Source organism: Caballeronia sp. LZ016, from assembly GCF_031450805.1.
In the GTDB taxonomy this organism is placed as follows: Bacteria; Pseudomonadota; Gammaproteobacteria; order Burkholderiales; family Burkholderiaceae; genus Caballeronia.
The window spans coordinates 475,193-494,302 of record NZ_JARTVY010000001.1 but is presented as its reverse complement, the minus strand read 5'-3'; the positions used below and the strand labels follow the sequence as shown (position 1 = coordinate 494,302).

14 protein-coding genes are annotated in these 19,110 nt (G+C 63.9%); 11 read left to right on the top strand and 3 right to left on the bottom strand.

Annotation, left to right across the window (positions count from 1 at the left end; translation table 11 throughout):
* Positions 1–8: 8 nt before the first annotated feature.
* The 5 genes from P9220_RS02285 to P9220_RS02265 all read left to right on the top strand — a co-directional run bounded on the left by P9220_RS02285 (position 9) and on the right by P9220_RS02265 (position 7,191).
* Entirely contained in the window at positions 9–704 is a 696-nt protein-coding gene (locus tag P9220_RS02285) for a TetR/AcrR family transcriptional regulator (RefSeq protein ID WP_309763385.1), read from the top strand.
* A gap of 68 nt (positions 705–772) precedes the next feature.
* Positions 773–2,560: an acyl-CoA dehydrogenase C-terminal domain-containing protein gene (locus P9220_RS02280; RefSeq protein WP_309763384.1), complete on the top strand. Its 1,788-nt coding sequence runs from the start codon at positions 773–775 to the stop codon at positions 2,558–2,560.
* Positions 2,561–2,723: 163 nt separating this feature from the next.
* Complete coding sequence (locus P9220_RS02275) at positions 2,724–5,153, top strand: 3-hydroxyacyl-CoA dehydrogenase/enoyl-CoA hydratase family protein (RefSeq protein WP_309763383.1); 2,430 nt, start codon at positions 2,724–2,726, stop codon at positions 5,151–5,153.
* A 14-nt stretch (positions 5,154–5,167) separates the two neighbouring features.
* A complete protein-coding gene (locus P9220_RS02270) occupies positions 5,168–6,367 on the top strand; it encodes an acetyl-CoA C-acyltransferase (RefSeq protein WP_309763382.1) in 1,200 nt (399 codons plus the stop codon).
* Between the two features lie 59 nt (positions 6,368–6,426).
* Positions 6,427–7,191, top strand: coding sequence for an enoyl-CoA hydratase (locus tag P9220_RS02265; protein WP_309763381.1), 765 nt, complete (start codon positions 6,427–6,429; stop codon positions 7,189–7,191).
* Between the two features lie 6 nt (positions 7,192–7,197).
* On the opposite strand, the gene fdhD is transcribed toward P9220_RS02265, so the two are convergent.
* Positions 7,198–8,025 (bottom strand): formate dehydrogenase accessory sulfurtransferase FdhD, encoded by an 828-nt coding sequence (gene fdhD / locus P9220_RS02260; RefSeq protein ID WP_309763380.1) that lies wholly within the window; start codon positions 8,023–8,025, stop codon positions 7,198–7,200.
* Positions 8,026–8,230: 205 nt separating this feature from the next.
* On the opposite strand from fdhD, the gene P9220_RS02255 reads away from it, so the two are divergent.
* Positions 8,231–8,710: a nitrate reductase associated protein gene (locus P9220_RS02255; RefSeq protein WP_309763379.1), complete on the top strand. Its 480-nt coding sequence runs from the start codon at positions 8,231–8,233 to the stop codon at positions 8,708–8,710.
* A gap of 167 nt (positions 8,711–8,877) precedes the next feature.
* Entirely contained in the window at positions 8,878–11,991 is a 3,114-nt protein-coding gene (locus P9220_RS02250; RefSeq protein ID WP_309763378.1) for an EAL domain-containing protein, read from the top strand.
* A 15-nt stretch (positions 11,992–12,006) separates the two neighbouring features.
* On the opposite strand, the gene P9220_RS02245 is transcribed toward P9220_RS02250, so the two are convergent.
* Positions 12,007–12,402, bottom strand: coding sequence for an acyl-CoA thioesterase (locus P9220_RS02245; protein ID WP_309763377.1), 396 nt, complete (start codon positions 12,400–12,402; stop codon positions 12,007–12,009).
* 236 nt (positions 12,403–12,638) lie between these two features.
* On the opposite strand from P9220_RS02245, the gene P9220_RS02240 reads away from it, so the two are divergent.
* Together P9220_RS02240 and P9220_RS02235 are read left to right on the top strand one after the other, a co-directional pair.
* Complete coding sequence (locus P9220_RS02240) at positions 12,639–14,516, top strand: ABC transporter ATP-binding protein/permease (protein WP_309763376.1); 1,878 nt, start codon at positions 12,639–12,641, stop codon at positions 14,514–14,516.
* A 102-nt stretch (positions 14,517–14,618) separates the two neighbouring features.
* Positions 14,619–14,822 (top strand): hypothetical protein, encoded by a 204-nt coding sequence (locus P9220_RS02235; RefSeq protein ID WP_309763375.1) that lies wholly within the window; start codon positions 14,619–14,621, stop codon positions 14,820–14,822.
* A 9-nt stretch (positions 14,823–14,831) separates the two neighbouring features.
* Here P9220_RS02235 and P9220_RS02230 read toward each other — a convergent pair whose 3' ends face one another.
* Entirely contained in the window at positions 14,832–16,220 is a 1,389-nt protein-coding gene (locus tag P9220_RS02230) for an MFS transporter (RefSeq protein WP_309763374.1), read from the bottom strand.
* Between the two features lie 272 nt (positions 16,221–16,492).
* On the opposite strand from P9220_RS02230, the gene P9220_RS02225 reads away from it, so the two are divergent.
* Together P9220_RS02225 and P9220_RS02220 are read left to right on the top strand one after the other, a co-directional pair.
* Positions 16,493–17,464: a LysR substrate-binding domain-containing protein gene (locus P9220_RS02225; protein ID WP_309763373.1), complete on the top strand. Its 972-nt coding sequence runs from the start codon at positions 16,493–16,495 to the stop codon at positions 17,462–17,464.
* 108 nt (positions 17,465–17,572) lie between these two features.
* Complete coding sequence (locus tag P9220_RS02220) at positions 17,573–18,865, top strand: Glu/Leu/Phe/Val dehydrogenase (protein WP_309763372.1); 1,293 nt, start codon at positions 17,573–17,575, stop codon at positions 18,863–18,865.
* The last annotated feature ends 245 nt before the right edge of the window (positions 18,866–19,110 follow it).

The following is a 19,110-nucleotide window of genomic DNA, read 5'->3' as shown; positions in this document are numbered from 1 at the left end:
TAGGGATCATGCGAAAAGGCGAACAGACGCGGGCCGCGATTCTCGACGCAGCGTTGGATCTGGCAAGCCGGGACGGGCTGGAGGGATTGACGATCGGCCTTCTGGCCGAGCGGATGCAGATGAGCAAAAGCGGCGTGTTTGCGCATTTCGGCTCACGCGAGGACTTGCAGGTGGAAGTGGTGCGCGAGTACCACCGCCGTTTCGAGGACGAAGTCTTCTTCCCGAGCTTGCGCGAGCCGCGCGGCTTGCCGCGATTGCGGGCCATGATGAGCCGCTGGATGGAGAAGCGCATCGACGAAGTGACGACGGGCTGCATCTACATCAGCGGGGCGGTCGAGTATGACGACCGAGCGGCGAGTGCGGTGCGCGAGCAGCTCGTGAGCAGCGTGACCACCTGGCGCGAGGCGCTGTTGCGGGCGATTCGCCAGGCGAAGGACGAAGGGCATCTGAAGCAGGAGACGGATCCGAAACTGATGCTTTTCGAGTTGTACAGCTTTACGCTCGGCCTGCATCACGACGCGCGTTTCCTGCACTTGCCGGAAGCCGTGCAACTGACGCGGGACGCGCTGGAGAAGACGTTCGTTTCGTATCAGACGTCGAACACATCCGCCGATGGCGGCGCACGGCAGGCAATCGAGCCGGGCGCGCTGGGCGGCGCGGGTGCGTCGGCGAATCTGACTTCGCATCAACATGGGAGCCGTTAGCGGCGTCGGCTGAATCGTGAAGGGTTCGGCGGCGCGCAACGACCAAGCTCGAGAAACTGGAGAGAGTCATGGGACAGTACGCCGCCCCCCTTCGCGACATGCAGTTCGTGCTGCATGAATTGCTGAACGTCGAAGCAGAACTGAAGCGCATGCCGAAGCATGCCGATCTCGATGCGGACACCATCAACCAGGTGCTCGAGGAAGCCGGCAAGTTCTGCTCCGAGGTTGTTTTTCCGCTCAACCAGACGGGCGACCGCGAAGGCTGCACGTATGAGGGCGATGGCGTCGTGAAGACGCCGTCGGGCTTCAGGGAGGCGTATCGCCAGTATGTCGAGGCGGGCTGGCCCGCGCTCGGCTGCGATCCCGAGTTCGGCGGGCAGGGGTTACCTGCGTTCGTCAATAATGCGCTGTACGAAATGCTGAACTCCGCGAATCAGGCCTGGACGATGTACCCAGGCCTGTCGCATGGCGCATACGAGTGTCTGCACGCGCACGGCACGCCGGAGCAGAAGTCGGTGTATCTGCCGAAGCTGGTCGAAGGCGTGTGGACGGGCACCATGTGCCTGACCGAGCCGCATTGCGGCACCGATCTCGGCATCCTGCGCACGAAGGCGGAGCCGAACGGCGACGGTTCCTATGCGCTCACCGGCACGAAGATCTTCATCTCGAGCGGCGAGCACGACATGGCGGAGAACATCGTGCATCTGGTGCTCGCGCGTCTGCCGGGCGCGCCGATGGGCACGAAGGGCATTTCGCTTTTCATCGTGCCGAAGTTCGTACCGGATGCGAGCGGCGCGATCGGCGAGCGCAACGGCATCAAGTGCGGGTCGATCGAGCACAAGATGGGCATCCACGGCAACGCGACCTGCGTGATGAACCTGGATGGCGCGAAGGGCTGGCTCGTCGGTGAATCGAACAAGGGCTTGAACGCCATGTTCGTGATGATGAACGCGGCGCGTCTGGGTGTCGGCATGCAGGGACTCGGGCTGACGGAAGTGGCGTATCAGAACTCGCTCGCGTATGCGAAGGAGCGTTTGCAGATGCGCTCGCTCACCGGTCCGAAAGCGCCGGACAAGCCGGCTGATCCGATCATCGTGCATCCGGATGTGCGTCGCATGCTGCTTACGCAGAAGGCGTATGCCGAGGCGGGCCGTGCGTTCGCGTATTGGGCGGCGCTCAATATCGACAAGGAACTGTCGCACGAGGATGAAGCGGCGCGCCGGGAAGCGGCTGATTTTGTCGCGCTGCTCACGCCCGTAATCAAGGCGTTTCTCACCGATAACGCGTTCGAAGGCACCAATCTCGCGATGCAGATTTACGGCGGTCACGGCTTCATTTCCGAATGGGGCATGGAGCAGTACGTCCGTGATGCGCGCATCAACATGATCTACGAAGGCACCAATTCCATTCAGGCGCTCGATCTGCTCGGCCGCAAGATTCTTGGCGACATGGGCGTGAAGATGAAGGCCTTCGGCAAGGTCGTGGCGGAGTTCATCGAGGAAGAGGGCGTGAAGCCCGAGATGCAGGAGTTCATCAATCCGCTTGCCGATATCGGCGAGAAGGTTCAGAAGCTCACCATGGAGATCGGCATGAAGGCCATGCAGAATCCTGATGAAGTGGGCGCAGCTGCCGTGCCGTACTTGCGGACGGTTGGGCATCTGGTGTTCTCCTATTTCTGGGCGCGCATGGCTAGGGTTGCGCTCGACAGGGCCGCTTCCGGCGATGCGTTCTATACGGCCAAGCTGGCCACCGCTCGGTTCTATTTCGCCAAGCTGCTGCCTGAGACTGCTTCTACTATTCGCGCTGCGCGATCGGGAGCCAAGTCTCTTATGGAATTCGATGAGGCCTGGTTTTGATTTATTTCGGTGAGCTTGTATTCGCGGCGGTCTATTAGTGCGCCCGGGGAGGCGGCTACTGCAAGCAAACGCAAGACAACGTAGCAAATCAACCGAACGCACCAAGCCCACCCGACCGCGCCGCAGAAGCAAAAAAACTCCCAACCTGGAGAGGTAAAACCAAGTGAGCACCTTGAACATCCGCAAAGTCGCCGTGCTCGGCGCCGGCGTGATGGGCGCGCAGATCGCTGCGCATCTGATCAACGCCCGCGTGCCCGTGCTGCTGTTCGACCTTCCAGCGAAGGAAGGCCCCAAAAACGGCATCGCGCTGAAGGCGATCGAGAATCTCAAAAAGCTCTCGCCAGCGCCGCTAGGCATGAAAGACGATGCCCAATACATCGAACCGGCCAACTACGACGACGACATCGAGAAACTAAGGGAATGCGATCTCGTTATCGAAGCCATCGCCGAGCGCATGGACTGGAAGCACGACCTCTACAAAAAGGTCGCCCCGCACATCGCGCCGCACGCAATCTTCGCGAGCAACACGTCCGGACTCTCCATCACCGAACTGTCGAACGGCTTCGATGAAGAACTCAAGGCGCGCTTCTGCGGCGTGCACTTCTTCAATCCGCCGCGCTACATGCATCTGGTCGAACTCATCCCGACCGCATCGACGAAGCCGGAAATCCTCGATCAACTCGAAACGTTCCTCACGAGCGCCATCGGCAAAGGCGTCGTGCGCGCCAAAGACACGCCGAACTTCATCGCGAACCGCGTCGGCGTCTTTTCGATCCTCGCCGTCATCGCCGAAGCAGAGAAGTTCGGGCTGCGCTTCGACGAAGTCGACGACCTTACCGGCGCACGCCTCGGCCGCGCGAAATCGGCCACTTTCCGCACCGCCGATGTCGTCGGCCTCGACACGATGGCGCACGTCATCAAGACGATGCAGGACAACCTCGCCGATGATCCGTTCTTCCCCGTCTACACGACGCCGCCCGTACTCGCCGAGCTGGTGAAGAACGGCGCGCTCGGCCAGAAATCCGGCGCAGGCTTCTATCGAAAGGAAGGCAAGGCCATCAAGGTCCTCGATCCGAAGACCGCGCAATACGTCGATGGCGGCGCGAAAGCCGACGAGATCATCGGCCGCATCCTGAAGCGCCCGCCCGCTGAACGCTTCAAGTTGCTGCGCGAAACGGACAACAAGCAGGCGCACTTCCTGTGGGCCATCTTCCGCGACGTGTTCCATTACATCGCGGTGCATCTCGAATCGATCGCCGATAACGCGCGCGACATCGACCTCGCCATCCGTTGGGGCTTCGGCTGGAATCAGGGGCCATTCGAAAGCTGGCAGGCGGCGGGCTGGCAACAGATCGCGAAGTGGGTGCAGGAAGACATCGACGCCGGCAAGGCGCTGTCCAGCGCGCCGCTGCCCGCATGGGTGCTCGACGGCCTCGTCGCAGAGAAAGGCGGCGTCCACACCGATGAAGGGTCCTGGTCGCCCGCCGCGCGCAAATTCGAGCCGCGCTCGACGCTGCCCGTCTACGGCAAGCAGGTGTTCCGCGCGCCGATCATCGGCGAAACGGGCGCCGATCCGAAGAGCTACGGCAAGACGCTCATCGAAACCGATAGCGTGCGCGCCTGGCTCGACGACGATCAGGGCGACGTCGTCATCGTCTCGTTCAAGACGAAGATGAACACCATCGGTCCCGGCGTCATCGACGGACTCACGCAAGCCATCGAGCTCGCGGAGAAGGCGTATCGCGGCGTGGTGATCTGGCAGCCGACGTCGCTCACGCTCGGCGCACCGGGCGGTCCGTTCTCGGCGGGCGCGAATCTCGAGGAAGCCATGCCCGCGTTCATGATGGGCGGGGCAAAAGGCATCGAACCGTTCGTGAAGAAGTTCCAGCAAGGCATGCTGCGCGTCAAGTACGCGAACGTGCCGGTCGTGTCGGCGGTATCGGGTATTGCGCTCGGCGGCGGCTGCGAATTGCTGCTGCATTCGGCGAAGCGCGTAGCGCATATCGAGAGCTACATCGGGCTCGTGGAAGTGGGCGTCGGTCTCGTGCCGGCGGGCGGCGGCCTGAAGGAAGCCGCGTTGCGCGCCGCCGAAGCCGCGAGCGCCGTCAACGCGACGAGCGATCTGCTCAAGTTCCTGCAGAAGCCGTTCGAGAACGCGGCGATGGCGAAAGTCTCCGGCTCCGCGCTCGAAGCACGCGCGATGGGCTATCTGAAGCCATCGGACACGATCGTGTTCAACGTGCACGAGCTGCTCGACATCGCAAAGAAAGAAGCACGCGCGCTGTCCGATGCGGGCTATCGCGCGCCGTTGCGCGTGAAGCAGGTGCCGGTCGCGGGCCGCTCGGCGATATCGACGATCAAGGCGTCGCTCGTCAACATGCGTGACGGACGCTTCATCAGCGCGCATGACTTTCTGATCGCGAGCCGCATCGCGGAAGCGGTGTGCGGCGGGGACGTCGAAGGCGGCAGCATGGTCGATGAAGAATGGCTGCTCGCGCTCGAGCGCCGCGCGTTCATCGAACTGCTCGGCACGCAGAAGACGCAGGAACGGATCATGGGCATGTTGCAGACCGGCAAGCCGGTGCGTAACTGAGCGGAGCTTTGAAGATGAGCAAACAATTGCAAGACGCATACATCGTCGCCGCGAGCCGCACGCCGATCGGCAAGGCGCCGCGCGGCGTGTTCAGGAACACGCGCCCGGACGAACTGCTCGTCCACGCGATCAAGTCGGCCGTCGCGCAAGTGCCGGGGCTCGATACGAACGTGATCGAAGACGCGATCGTCGGCTGCGCGATTCCGGAAGCCGAACAGGGGCTGAACGTCGCGCGCATGGGCGCACTGCTCGCCGGGCTGCCGAAGACGGTCGGCGGCGTGACGGTCAACCGCTTCTGCGCGTCCGGGTTGACCGCGCTCGCGATGGCGGCGGACCGCATTCGCGTGGGCGAAGCGGACGCGATGATCGCGGGCGGCTGCGAATCGATGAGCATGGTGCCGATGATGGGCAACAAGCCGTCGCTGTCGCCGCATATCTTCGATCGCAACGAGGACATCGGCATTGCGTACGGCATGGGGCTGACGGCCGAGCAGGTGGCCGAACGCTGGAAGGTGAGCCGCGAGGCGCAGGACGCGTTCGCGGTGGAGTCGCATCGCAAGGCATTGGCTGCGCAGCAATCGGGCGAATTCGCCGATGAGATCGCCGCCTACATGCTGAACGAGCGCTTCCCCGATCTCGAAAGCGGCGAAGTGCGCGTAAATGCGCGCGAGATTGTGTTCGACGAAGGCCCGCGCGCCGACACGACGCTCGAGGGTCTCGCCAGACTGCGGCCCGTGTTCGCGAACAAGGGCTCGGTGACGGCGGGCAACAGCTCGCAGACTTCGGATGGCGCGGGCGCGCTGATCGTCGTGTCCGAGAAGATCCTCAAGCAGTTCAACCTGACGCCGCTCGCGCGCTTCGTGAGCTTCGCGGTGCGTGGCGTGCCACCGGAAATCATGGGCATCGGGCCGAAGGAAGCCATTCCCGCTGCGCTCAAGGCGGCGGGCCTGACGCAGGACGATCTGGACTGGATCGAGCTGAACGAGGCGTTCGCGGCGCAATCGCTCGCGGTCATCAACGATCTGGGGCTCGATACGTCGAAGCTGAATCCGCTCGGCGGGGCGATCGCGCTGGGGCATCCGCTCGGCGCGACGGGCGCGATTCGCTCCGCGACGGTCGTTCACGGCCTGCGCCGCCGCAATCTGAAGTACGGCATGGTGACGATGTGCGTCGGCACCGGCATGGGCGCGGCGGGGATCATCGAACGCGTTTGATCATCGACCGTCCGCGGGCGCGACGCTCGCGGACGTCGGCATCGGGAGGAGACAGCGCAATGGATATCGTCATCGAACGCGCGCAAGGCGTGCTGAGCATCGTGCTCGATCGCCCCGACAAGAAGAACGCGATCACCGCGGCGATGTATCAGGAGATGGCGGACGGCCTTTATGAAGCCGAGAAAGACCCGGCCGTGCGCGCGGTGCTGCTGCGCGGCAACGGCGGTGCGTTCAGCGCGGGCAACGATCTCGAAGACTTTCTCAACGATCCGCCGAAGGACCAGGACGCGCCCGTATTCCAGTTTTTGCGGCGTCTTTCCGGCATGCCGAAGCCCGTTGTCGCGGCGGTATCGGGTGTCGCGGTAGGCATCGGCACGACGATGCTTCTGCATTGCGACATCGTCTATGCCGCGAAAAACGCGAAGTTCTCGCTGCCGTTCGTGCAGCTAGGGCTGTGTCCGGAGGCGGCGTCGAGTCTGCTGCTGCCGCGTATCGCGGGATATCAGCGCGCGGCGGAGAAGCTGCTGCTGGGCGAAGCGTTCAGCGTCGACGAAGCGGTGAGCATGGGCTTCGTCAACGGCGTGATGGATGCCGCCGAACTCGATGCCTACGCGTTCGAGCGTGCGCGACGGCTCGCGGCGCTGCCCGCGGGCTCGCTGCGCGCGACGAAGGCGCTGATGAAAGGCGCGCAGTCGGCGGAAGTGTCCGCGCGCATGGAGGAGGAAGCAGCGCACTTTTCGCGGATGCTCGTCGCGCCGGAAGCGCGAGAGGCGTTCGCGGCGTTCTTTGAGAAGAGGAAGGCGGATTTCACGAAGTTCCAGTGAGCGCGCTTATTCCACGTCGTATTCCACATAACTACTCTCACGCGCAAAACTCACGAGCCGCAGCCCCGCCTGCCTGGCGATGGAAATGGCGAGCGATGTCGGCGCGGAAATGGTGACGACCATCGGCACGCCGACGCGCGCCGACTTGCGCACGAGCTCGTAACTCGCGCGGCTCGAGAGGAACACGAAGCCCTGCGTCGTATCCACGCGCTGCAGCACGAGCTGGCCGATGAGCTTGTCGAGCGCGTTGTGCCGCCCTACGTCCTCGAACGTGAACTGTACGGCGCCGGTTTCATCGCACCATGCGGCGGCGTGCAGCCCGCCCGTCAGCTTCGTCAGACGTTGATGCACAGGCAACTCGCGCGCCGCGCGTTCGATCGCATCGGGGGCAAGCCGCGTCAGGAAGCCGGTGTCCGGCACCCGCTCTGGCTGAAGATCGAGCAAGTCGATACTTTCGATGCCGCACACGCCGCAACCGGTGCGGCCTGCGAGCGCGCGACGCTTGTCCTTCAGCGCAAGAAACGCCTGCTGGACGACTTGCAGATGCACCTCGGCATGCGGCAGCGCGTGGCCATCGTCGCGATAAAAGACTTCGATATCGTGGATGTCGCTTCCCCGCTCGACGATGCCCTCGGTCAGCGAAAAGCCCACCGCGAAGGCTTCGAGATCGCGCGGCGTGCACATCATCACCGCATGCGAGATGCCGTTGAACACCAGCGCGACGGGCCATTCCTGACCGACGTTATCGCTCGCAACGGCGAGCTCGCCCCGCCGATGCCTGCGCACTTGCCGTTCGACATAACCCGGCTGATCTTCGGTTTCCAGTTGGTTCACTTGACTGCACTCCGTTGCTGCACGAACGAGGACCTGGTTAGAGTCCGGGTATGCGGCTTGCTCACCCCACATGCTGTTCCCGCTCGTTCACAGGCGCACGCAGCGGCACAGAATGCACGGTTCCAGCCCAACACCAGGCCCTACAATAACTTAAGCGGGCGATGCGCGCCGGCGCGCGCCCCTCAAAACCAACGAGGCTATCGCCATGGGACTTTACGACGCCGCTCGTCTCTTCAAGTTCGAGATCGAATCTTCGGACAACCTGCGCTTCATTCCGCTCGCGGTGCGCTTCAACCTCGACCGCTTCGGCATGCGCATCACGCTCGATCAATGGCAGATGCTTCCCTACGACGATCGCGTGCTCCTCGCGCGCTTTCCGATCGAGAATGAAGCCGACGTCGAGAAGAACTTCGATCTCGCGCTCGAAGAGATGCTGAAGACGCACGCGAACGCCGCGCCGGACAAAATCCCGCGCGACCCCGAGCCGGTCTGGGCGCACGCCGATGCCGTGCCCGAGGCCGTCGTCCGTCAGAGCAGCCTGTCGGGCGTCAGCGCGCCCAGCCTCTCGCAGTGGGCCACGCTCGATCCGTTCCAGCGTTATGCGCTTGCCAAACTCTCGCGCAATACGGATAAGGCGAATCACGACTTCGTGCCCGCGATGCGGGAGTTCGGGCTGGCGGAGTAGGGCGGGCGATTTTTTTAGCGGCACACTAAAGCTCCCTCAGAACCTGCCGTTATCCACGTAATCCATCAATCGCGGTGTGAGCCCTGGCGCTCGCGCCGCGCTTTTGCGTGGGCGCGCGCACGGCATCGGCGCGTGCCTCGCGGAACAACCGGATCGGCCCGCCGCTCATGACTCGTTTTCTCTCCAGGCGCTTGCTCGTCAATATCGCCGTGGTGCTCGCCGCGCTCGGCGCGAATGCGTTCGTCGCCTGCGAGCGAATCGCCGATTTGCGCGACGGCAATGCCCGCACACTGCGCTCGATGAGTCTCCTGCGCGATCTCGCAGCCTATCGCGGCGCGCTCGGCGAAACGCTCACCCAAGTCAGCCGATTCGAGGCGACCGGCATCGTCGAGCCGATGGCGCAACACGAAGCGCGCGAAGCCCACCTCGACGCGCTCGAAAGCGGCCTGCGCGCCCAGACCGCGCTGGAACCCGGCATCGCCGGCGCATTCAATGCGCTCGTTGCGCGCGTCGCCACCATGCGCACGGACGCCAATCTCGCCGATGAACGCGCCCGCCGCGCGCCTCCCGACGCGCCGCGAACGTGGGTCGACTCGGCGTTCGTCTCGCTCGGCGAGGACCAGCAAGCGGTGGACGAGGAAATGGGCGTCGTCCGTTCGCGTATCGATACCGCGACCATCGCCGCGCTCGACCGCTCCGCCACCGGCTCGGGCGGCGCCATGCTGCTGCTCGCGTTCACGATGCTCGCCGGCAGCGGCGTTCTCATCTACCTGTTCATGAGTCACGAGCGTTCGTCGCGCGAAAAGCTCGGCATCGCGCGGGCGAAACATCGCAGCAACGAGCGATTCCGCAGCATGTTCGAGGCGCATCCGGTGCCGATGTGGATCGTCGATCGGGAAACGATGCGCTTCATCGCCGTCAATCCGGCCGCTGTCGAGCATTACGGATACGCGGAATCCGATTTCATGGAGATGACGTTGCGCGACCTGCATGTCGCCGACGACTTCGACCGTTTCGCGGCGCGGCTCGCTCGGAGCGGCGCGGAAGCCGGCGATCGCCCGACGCGCGGCCAGCGCTCGAGCGGCGTGTGGCGATACCGGCATCGCGATGGCTCGACAAGCAGCGCCGACGTCTCGCACCACGCGCTCACGTATTCGAATCGGCCGGGGCTTTTCATGCTCGCGCACGACGTGACCGACCGCATCAACGCCGAAGCCGAGGCGCGCCGGTCGAACGAGATGCTCGAAGCGGTCATCGACAACATTCCGCAGCGCGTGTTCTGGAAAGACCGCGAATCGCGCTATCTCGGCTGCAACAACGCGTTCGCCCGCGATGCGGGGCTCGCGTACAACGAGCAGATCGTCGGCAAGACGGACTACGATTTGCCGTGGTCCGCCGCCGCCGACATGGTGCGGGCCGACGACCATGATGTCATCGGGACGACCGTGCCGAAGATGCACTTCGAGCGCGACGTGCTCGTCGGCGAGACGCTGCATACGGTCGTCACGAGCCTGCTGCCGCTGCTCGACGGCGAAGGCCATACCATCGGCGTGCTCGGCTCGTATCAGGACGTGACCGAGCGCAAGCGCGCCGAACTTGCGCTGCGTCTGCAAAGCCGTGCGCTCGACGCGAGCGTGAACGCGATTCTCATCACCGGCGTGGTGAACGGCGCGAACGTCATCGAGTATGCGAATCCGGCGTTCAAGCGCATCACGGGCTACGATCCGGTGGAGGTCATCGGCCGCAACTGCGGCTTCCTGCACGGCAGCGACCGCGAACAGGAAGGCTTGAAGTCGATCCGCCGCGCGCTGGCCGCGGACATGGAGACGAGCGTCGTCGTGCGGAACTATCGCAAGGACGGCGCGCTGTTCTGGAATCAGCTTTTCGTCGCGCCGGTGCCTAATGCACAGGGGCTGACGACGCATCATATCGGCATCATCAACGATGTCACCGACCTGATGCGCTATCAGGAGCAGCTCGAATATCAGGCGAACTACGACACGCTCACGCAGTTGCCGAACCGCAATCTGCTGCGCGACCGGCTGCAACAGGCGATCGAGCAGGCGCGGCGGCGCGGCACCAGGATCGCGGTCGTGTTCATGGATCTCGACGGCTTCAAGAACGTCAACGATAGCCTGGGGCACAGCGTCGGCGATCGTCTGCTCGCGGTGATCGGCGAGCGGCTCGCGCGATCCGCGCGTGCGAGCGATACGGTCGCGCGTCACGGCGGCGATGAGTTCGTGTTCGTGCTGCCCGACGTTGCCGACGAAGCGAGTCTCATCGCATGGATGGAGCGCACGCGCGCGGCGATCTCGGAGCCCGTGTGGCTCGACGATACCGAGCTTTACGTCGGCTGCAGCATGGGCGCGAGCCTCTTTCCGCAGGATGGCGACGACGCCGAGACCGTGCTCAAGAAAGCCGATCTCGCGATGTATCGCGCGAAGGATCTCGGGCGCAACACGTATCAGTTCTATCAGCCGGAGATGAACGCGAGCGTCGGGGCACGCATGAATCTGGAGCGGCGGCTGCGGCGCGCGCTGCGCGACGGCGAATTCCTGCTGCACTACCAGCCGCAAGTGGACATGGCGACGCGCGCGATCGTCGGCATCGAGGCGCTCGTGCGATGGCACGATCCCGAGCAGGGGCTCGTGTCGCCGGCGGCGTTCATTCCGGTCGCGGAAGAAAGCGGGCTCATCGGGCCGTTGTCGGAATGGGTGCTGCGCGAGGCGTGCCGGCAGAACAAGGCGTGGCAGGATGCGGGTCTGCCGCCCGCGCGCATGTCGGTGAATCTGTCGGCGCGGCATTTTCAGCAGCGCGATATCGCGACGCTCGTGACATCGGTGCTCGAGGAGACCGGGCTCGAGCCGCGCTATCTGGAACTGGAACTGACCGAGAGCGCAATCATGCGCAATGCGGAAGATGCGGTGGCGATGCTGTCGGAGCTATCGGCGCTCGGCATCGGCATTGCGATCGATGACTTCGGCACCGGCTATTCGAGCCTGTCGTATCTCAAGCGCTTTCCGGTGCATCGGCTGAAGATCGACCGCTCTTTCGTGGCGGATATCGGCTCGTCGGGCGACGACGAAACCATCACGTCGGCGATCATCGCGCTCGCGCATTCGCTCGAATTGCAGGTGATCGCGGAAGGCGTCGAAACGGCCGCGCAGCATGAGTTCCTGCGCGAGCGCGATTGTGACGAGATGCAGGGCTTCCTGTTCTCGCGCCCCATGCCGCATGACGCCATTCCGGGGTTGCTGCAGCAGGGGGTGCTGTTGAACTGAGGGGGGGCGCGAGCGTCAATCCAGCGGCGGCAACGCGCGCGGCCGGCGATCGTTGTCGGTCGCGACGTAAGTCAGCGTCGCTTCCGTCACCTTGACGACTTCTTCCGCGAGACTCATGCGCTGCGCATAAACCTCGACGTAGATGGTGATCGACGTGTTGCCCGTCTTCACGATGTCGGTATAGAAGCTCAGCAGATCGCCGACGAACACCGGGTTCTTGAACAGGAACGAATTCACCGCGATGGTCGCGACGCGCCCGTTCGCGCGACGGCTCGCCGGAATCGATCCGGCAATGTCCACTTGCGCCATGATCCATCCGCCGAACACGTCGCCGTGCATGTTCGAATCGGCGGGTTGAGGCACGACGCGCAGCGTCACGGGCTTCTGGGGAAGTCTGGATTCTTCAGGCATGAAAGGCAGTCCGATTGCTGTCGCTCGATGAGAAGGCAGGCGCGAGCGTGGCCTTGCACCTTCTGCGACAATGCTTATGTATAGGAAAAGGCCGCGCGCATCAGCACTGCATGAGCGCCGCGGCCCTCGACAAATTGTACGGGAAGCACGCACGGCGTGCGCCCGGTCCACATAAGGCGTCCCCACGCCGCGCCATCGAGCAACGTTCGCGCGACGCGCCTCCATAACCCGAACTCATGCGCCGCTATTCGAACACCGAGCCGGGGCCAGTCGCGCAAGGTCCGCGCAACGACTGGCAGACCATCCGCTCGCTGCTGCCGTATCTGACCACTTACAAATGGCGCGTCGTCTTCGCGCTGACGTGCCTCATCGGCGCGAAGGTCGCCAATCTCGGCGTGCCGATCGTGATGAAGCACATCGTCGATAGCCTCGCGTCCGTGCAGCATCTCACCGCCCTCGGCCGCGCCAGCGATGCGCCCGGCATCGTGCTGATCGGTGGCATCGGGCTCCTGGTCGTCGCTTATGCCGGCGTGCGGCTTTCGACGTCGCTCTTCACGGAGCTGCGGGAACTGCTCTTCGCGAAGGTGACGGAAAGCGCGGTTCGGCAACTCGCGCTGCGAGTGTTTCGGCATCTGCACTCGCTGTCGCTGCGCTTTCATCTCGAGCGGCAAACCGGCGGCATGTCACGCGATATCGAACGCGGCACGCGCGGCATTCAGCAACTCGTGTCGTATTCGCTGTACAGCATCTTGCCGACGCTCGTCGAAGTCGGGCTCGTGCTTGCGTTCTTCGTGACGAAGTACGAAGCGTATTACGCGATCGTTACCCTGGTCGCGCTGGTCCTGTATATCGGCTTCACGGTGAAGGTGACGGAGTGGCGCACGCATTACCGGCGCACGATGAACGAACTGGATTCGAAGGCCAATTCGCGCGCGATCGATTCGCTGCTCAACTACGAGACCGTGAAGTACTTCGGCAACGAGGAATGGGAAACGCGCCGTTACGACGAGAATCTGCAGCGATACCGCGCGGCCGCGATCAAGTCGCAGCGTTCACTGTCGATGCTCAACTTCGGGCAGCAGGCGATCATCGGCACCGGGCTCGTGTTCATTCTGTGGCGCGCGACACAAGGCGTGATGTCCGGGCGGCTCACGCTCGGCGATCTCGTGCTCATCAACACGTTCATGCTGCAGCTCTATATCCCACTGAACTTTCTCGGCGTGGTGTATCGCGAACTGAAGCAGGCGCTGACCGACATGGACCGCATGTTCACGCTGCTTGGCGCCGGTCGCGAAGTGCCCGACGCGCCGAATGCGCCGCCGCTCGATGTCACCGGTGGCGAAGTGCGCTTCGAGCGCGTGAGCTTCGCCTATGAAGCGGCGCGGCCCATTCTCCACGATGTCGATTTCACCATTGCGGCGGGCACCACGACGGCGGTCGTCGGGCACAGCGGATCGGGGAAATCGACGCTCGGGCGGCTCTTGTTCCGCTTTTACGATCTGGATCGCGAGAAGGGCGGGCGCATCGTGATCGACGGGCAGGACATTCGCGATGTCACGCAGGATTCGCTGCGGGCATCCATCGGCATCGTGCCGCAGGACACCGTGCTCTTCAACGACTCGATCTACTACAACATCGCGTATGGACGGCCATCGGCGAGCCGCGACGAGGTGATCGCCGCGGCGCGGGCGGCGCATATCCACGACTTCATCGAAGGACTGCCGGCCGGTTATGAAACGACGGTCGGCGAACGCGGGCTGAAACTGTCGGGCGGCGAGAAGCAGCGCGTGGCCATCGCGCGGACGCTGCTCAAGAATCCACCGATCCTGATTTTCGACGAAGCCACCTCCGCGCTCGATTCAAAGTCCGAACGCGCGATTCAGCGCGAACTCGATTCGATCGCGCGCGAGCGGACGACGCTCATCATCGCGCATCGGCTATCGACGGTCGTGCACGCGCAGCAGATCATCGTGATGGATCACGGACGCGTGGTGGAGCGCGGCACGCACGCGGAGTTGCTGCGGGCGGGCGGGTTGTTCGCGCAGATGTGGGCGTTGCAGCAGCGCACGGTGGACGAAACAGCGCAGCATCAGCGGGATACGGCGGGCGCTTGAGCCTTGTCTTGCTCTTGGAACAGCGCGATTGCACTCAATGCAACAGTTTCTTTTTTCCTGGCCTGCTACATTCGCGCCTTTCATCAGCACTCGGAAAAGCGCATGGACGACATCAGTGTCTGGGACTGGCTTCTACTCGCGGCAGTATTCGCCGTGACAATTTATCCGGTTGTGCGAATCATTCGTCGCACCGGACGCTCCGGCTGGTGGGTGCTCGCGTTCATGACCCCCGCGCTGACTCTGATCGCCCTTTATGTGTTCGCGTTCGCGCGCTGGCCCGCAATCGACGACGACCGCCGATCATGAGCCGCCGCATCACTCCATCGCATGGGCGCCGTTGATCGCCACTGGATCGTGCCCTTGCGCCGGCAACGCCGACCACTGCAGCCACTGTCCGCGCAACGCGAATAGCGCACCGAACGCGCACGTCGCCAGCACGCCGAACGTGGCGAAGCCCATCTGATAGCTGCCGGTGCTTTCCTTGGCGATGCCCATGATCACCGGCAGATAGAATCCGCCGATTCCCCCCGCCGCACCGACGATCCCCGACAGCAAGCCCGTCTTCCCCTTCCAGCGATGCGGCACGAGCTGGAACGTCGAGCCATTGCCGAGCCCGAACGCGATGTAAAGGCACACGAGCAGTGCGAGTCCGCCGGTCACGGGCGGCATCCAGATAGCGAAGGCGAAGTCCGCGGCAGCGATTGCCGCGAGCAGCACGAGTAACGCGCGCACGCCGGTCACGCGATCGGCCACATAGCCGCCGAACGGTCGCACGATTGCACCGAGGAACGCGAGCAGCGACATGAAAAGGCCCGCTTCGAGCTTCGGCATCTGATAAAGCGACGTGAGCAGCAGCGTCACATACGACGACATTCCGACGAAGCCGCCGAAGGTGATGCTATAGATCAGCATGATGACCCAGGTATCGCGCTCGCCGAGCACCGAACGATAACGTCGCGGCAACACGGCGATCGCGATGAGCGCGCCGACCACCGGCAGCAGCAGAACGCCCGCGCGTCCCGCTCCGAACACGCCGCCATGCACGGCGAGCACGAGCACGACGAGGCTCACGAGCGTCACCGCGAAGCTGGCGAGCGCGCGCATCGTGCTGCCGGTTTTCTCGCCCGCGTCCGACGCCCACGCGTAGAGCGCGGCTGCCGTGATCGCGAGCAGCGGCAGTGCGGCGGCAGTCGAGAGCTTCCAGCCGAAGGCATCGGCGAGATGAGGGAACAGAAAGCCGTCGAGCACCGCGCCGATGTTGCCGGCCGCAGCGAGGCCAAGCACGAGTCCCTGCACCTTGGGCGGATAGTTGCTGCCGGCCATCGGCAGCGCGACGGCGAAGCTCGCGCCGCCCATGCCGAGGAACACGCCGAGCACGAGCAAGAGCGCATACGACGGCACGCCCGGCACGAGCGGCAGCACGATCGACGGTATCGAGGAGAGGAGCACGCCCATCAGCGCGACGCGGCGGCCATCGGTCGATTGATAAAGATTGCCGAGCGTCACGCGGAGAATCGCGGCGGCCAGCACCGGCACCGCGACGAGGAAGCCTTGCTGTGCGGCGGACATCGTCACGTCACGGCCGATGAACGGCGCAAGCGGCCCATACAGCACCCAAACGGTGAAGCCCGTATCGAAGTAGAGAAAGCAGGCGAGCAGCGAGCGCCAGTTGCCGCTCCTGAGCGATGCGATGAGGTTGGACATTGCGTGTTCCGGTAGAGGCGAAGTGCGCGCTTAAGAGATGCCCTTGCGGCCGCCCGGAATTTTGCAAGCATCATGCCAATGGAATCCATGTTTTCACGTAGGGTGCGACATCATGACTGGCTTGCGTTTCGGGCCGGACATCGATGCCGCGACGCCGCACCGTGCGCGTGCCGTGTGCTTGCCGATGGTGCGCTGCGGCTCGTTCGCGCCATCGAATGAAGCGCGCGCGCCCGCTAAAATGCCGCATCCGCACATCAAGGCGCGAACTCAGCATGGAACTGAAATGGCTCGAAGACTTCGTCTCCCTCGCGGAGACGCGCAGCTTTAGCCGCTCGGCCGGGCTTCGGCATATCACGCAGCCGGCTTTCTCACGACGCATCCAGGCGCTCGAAGCGTGGCTCGGCACCGAGTTGATCGATCGCTCCGTTTATCCGACCCGGCTCACGCAGGCCGGACAGGTCTTCTACGAGCAGGCGCTCGCGATGCTCTCGCAGTTCCACGAAGCACGCACGCTCCTGCGCGGGCAGGGCGGCGCGCCTGCGGCGACCATCGAGTTCGCGGTGCCGCACACGTTGTCGCTCACGTACTTTCCGCGCTGGCTGCAGCACATCGAGGCGCGGCTCGGACGCATCCGCACGCGGCTGCGCGCGCTCAACGTGCACGATGCGGTGCTGTCGCTCGTCGAAGGCGGCTGCGATCTCGTGATGGGTTATCACCATCCGAGCCATCCGGTCGCGCTCGATCCCGCTCGCTACGACATGCTGACGCTCGGTGTCGAACCGATCAGCCCCTTCTCGGCCGCGAACAAGGCGGGGCGCGCGCGCTACACGCTGCCCGCCACCGCTGATACGCCCGCGCCGTATCTGTCGTACACGCCGAATGCATATCTCGGACGCATGACCGAAGTGATCATCGCGACCGCGCCGACGCGCCTGCATCTCGACAAGGTCTACGAGACGGACATGGCCGAAGGGCTCAAGGCGATGGCGCTCGCGGGCCACGGCGTCGCGTTCTTGCCGCATAGCGCAGTGGAAGACGCCGTCGATGAAGGACGGCTTATCCGGCTCGACCGCGGAACGCGCGGGACGCCCGCCGGCCAGTTCACGTTGACGATGGAAATCCGCCTCTATCGCGACAAGCTCGCCTCACAAGGCGACGAACCTCGCCAGGCGCTGATGCGCGCGCTCTGGGACGCGGTCGGTGAAGAACTGTTGAAGGCATCGGCGGAAACGCCCGCCGCATAAGTCTCGCCGACGTTATGCACGAAACGCATGATGGGATAAGGAAACGGCATTGGATTTGGAAACGCCGTTTTTCGACAATGCATGCATTCCACAACCGCTGGAGCATCAATGTCCTCCCCGAAGCAAGACCAGTCCATCCCCTCGTATCTGCATGCCGACGATCTCGGCCCCTGGGGTAATTATCTGCGGCAGGTCGATCGCGTAGCGCCTTACCTCGGTTCCCTCTCACGCTGGCTTGAAACGCTCAAGCGCCCGAAGCGCATTCTGATCGTCGATTGCCCGATCGAACTCGATAACGGCACGGTCGCGCACTTCGAGGGTTATCGTGTGCAGCACAACACGTCACGCGGTCCGGGCAAGGGCGGCGTGCGTTATCACCAGGACGTGACGCTTTCCGAAGTGATGGCGCTGTCCGCGTGGATGTCGGTGAAGAACGCGGCGGTGAACGTTCCCTACGGCGGCGCGAAAGGCGGTATCCGCGTCGATCCGCGTACGCTGTCGCGCGGCGAACTCGAGCGCGTGACGCGTCGTTATACGAGCGAGATCGGCATCATCATCGGGCCGAACACGGACATCCCCGCGCCGGACGTGAACACGAACGAGCAGATCATGGCGTGGATGATGGACACCTACTCCATGAACCAGGGGCAGACGGCTACGGGCGTCGTCACCGGCAAGCCGATCTCCCTCGGCGGCTCGCTCGGCCGCAAGGAAGCGACGGGACGCGGCGTGTTCGTCGTCGGCACCGAAGCGGCGCGTCGCGTCGGTCTGGAGATCGAAGGCGCGCGCATCGCGGTGCAAGGCTTCGGCAACGTCGGCGGCATCGCGGCGCGTCTCTTCCAGGAAGCAGGCGCACGCGTCATCGCCGTGCAGGATCACACCGGCACGCTGTTCAACTCCAGGGGCATCGATACGGTCGCGCTCGCTGCGCACGTCGCAGAAACCGGCGGCGTCGGCGGCTTCGCGGGTGGCGATCCGGTCTCGCGCGAGGAGTTCTGGACCATCGAAAGCGATATCCTGATCCCGGCGGCACTCGAAGGGCAGATCACCGAGGAGAACGCGCCGAAGATCAAGACGAAGATCATCGTCGAAGGCGCGAACGGCCCGACGACCACCGCCGCCGACGACATCCTGCACGACAAGGGCGTGCTCGTCATTCCGGACGTGGTGGCGAACGCGGGCGGCGTGACCGTCTCCTACTTCGAATGGGTGCAGGACTTCTCGAGCTTCTTCTGGACGGAAGACGAAATCAATCTGCGCCTCGAGCGCGTGATGCGCGAAGCATTTGCAGCGGTGTGGCAGGTTGCAAGCGAGCAACAGGTATCGGTGCGCACGGCGGCGTTCATCGTCGCGTGTACGCGCATTCTGATGGCGCGTGAAATGCGCGGTCTCTACCCCTGATCGGCGTGGATCGCGTGCGGCGGGGCATCCGTTGCAACCGGGGCGCGACGAGGCCTGCGGGGCGGCGTCATCGCCCTGCAAACGCGGTTCGAATCGAGCTTTGAAAGAAGCGGGCGGCATTCTTCTGAATGCCGCCCGCTTTTTCATTGTTTTCGCGTAATATGCGCGCCTACGTGCAGTTGCACCGAGTTGCACCGGACCGTCTCGTAAATCAGACGACTTGCGGTTAACAATCATTCTTTCAG

What these genes read in the sequence shown, in the direction of transcription:
- P9220_RS02285 (WP_309763385.1), top strand. Translation starts at nt 9, where the DNA reads ATGCGAAAAGGCGAACAGACGCGGGCCGCGATTCTCGACGCAGCGTTG.
- P9220_RS02280 (WP_309763384.1), top strand. Translation starts at nt 773, where the DNA reads ATGGGACAGTACGCCGCCCCCCTTCGCGACATGCAGTTCGTGCTGCAT.
- P9220_RS02270 (WP_309763382.1), top strand. Translation starts at nt 5,168, where the DNA reads ATGAGCAAACAATTGCAAGACGCATACATCGTCGCCGCGAGCCGCACG.
- P9220_RS02265 (WP_309763381.1), top strand. Translation starts at nt 6,427, where the DNA reads ATGGATATCGTCATCGAACGCGCGCAAGGCGTGCTGAGCATCGTGCTC.
- P9220_RS02255 (WP_309763379.1), top strand. Translation starts at nt 8,231, where the DNA reads ATGGGACTTTACGACGCCGCTCGTCTCTTCAAGTTCGAGATCGAATCT.
- P9220_RS02250 (WP_309763378.1), top strand. Translation starts at nt 8,878, where the DNA reads ATGACTCGTTTTCTCTCCAGGCGCTTGCTCGTCAATATCGCCGTGGTG.
- P9220_RS02245 (WP_309763377.1), bottom strand. Translation starts at nt 12,402, where the DNA reads ATGCCTGAAGAATCCAGACTTCCCCAGAAGCCCGTGACGCTGCGCGTC.
- P9220_RS02240 (WP_309763376.1), top strand. Translation starts at nt 12,639, where the DNA reads ATGCGCCGCTATTCGAACACCGAGCCGGGGCCAGTCGCGCAAGGTCCG.
- P9220_RS02235 (WP_309763375.1), top strand. Translation starts at nt 14,619, where the DNA reads ATGGACGACATCAGTGTCTGGGACTGGCTTCTACTCGCGGCAGTATTC.
- P9220_RS02230 (WP_309763374.1), bottom strand. Translation starts at nt 16,220, where the DNA reads ATGTCCAACCTCATCGCATCGCTCAGGAGCGGCAACTGGCGCTCGCTG.
- P9220_RS02225 (WP_309763373.1), top strand. Translation starts at nt 16,493, where the DNA reads ATGGAACTGAAATGGCTCGAAGACTTCGTCTCCCTCGCGGAGACGCGC.
- P9220_RS02220 (WP_309763372.1), top strand. Translation starts at nt 17,573, where the DNA reads ATGTCCTCCCCGAAGCAAGACCAGTCCATCCCCTCGTATCTGCATGCC.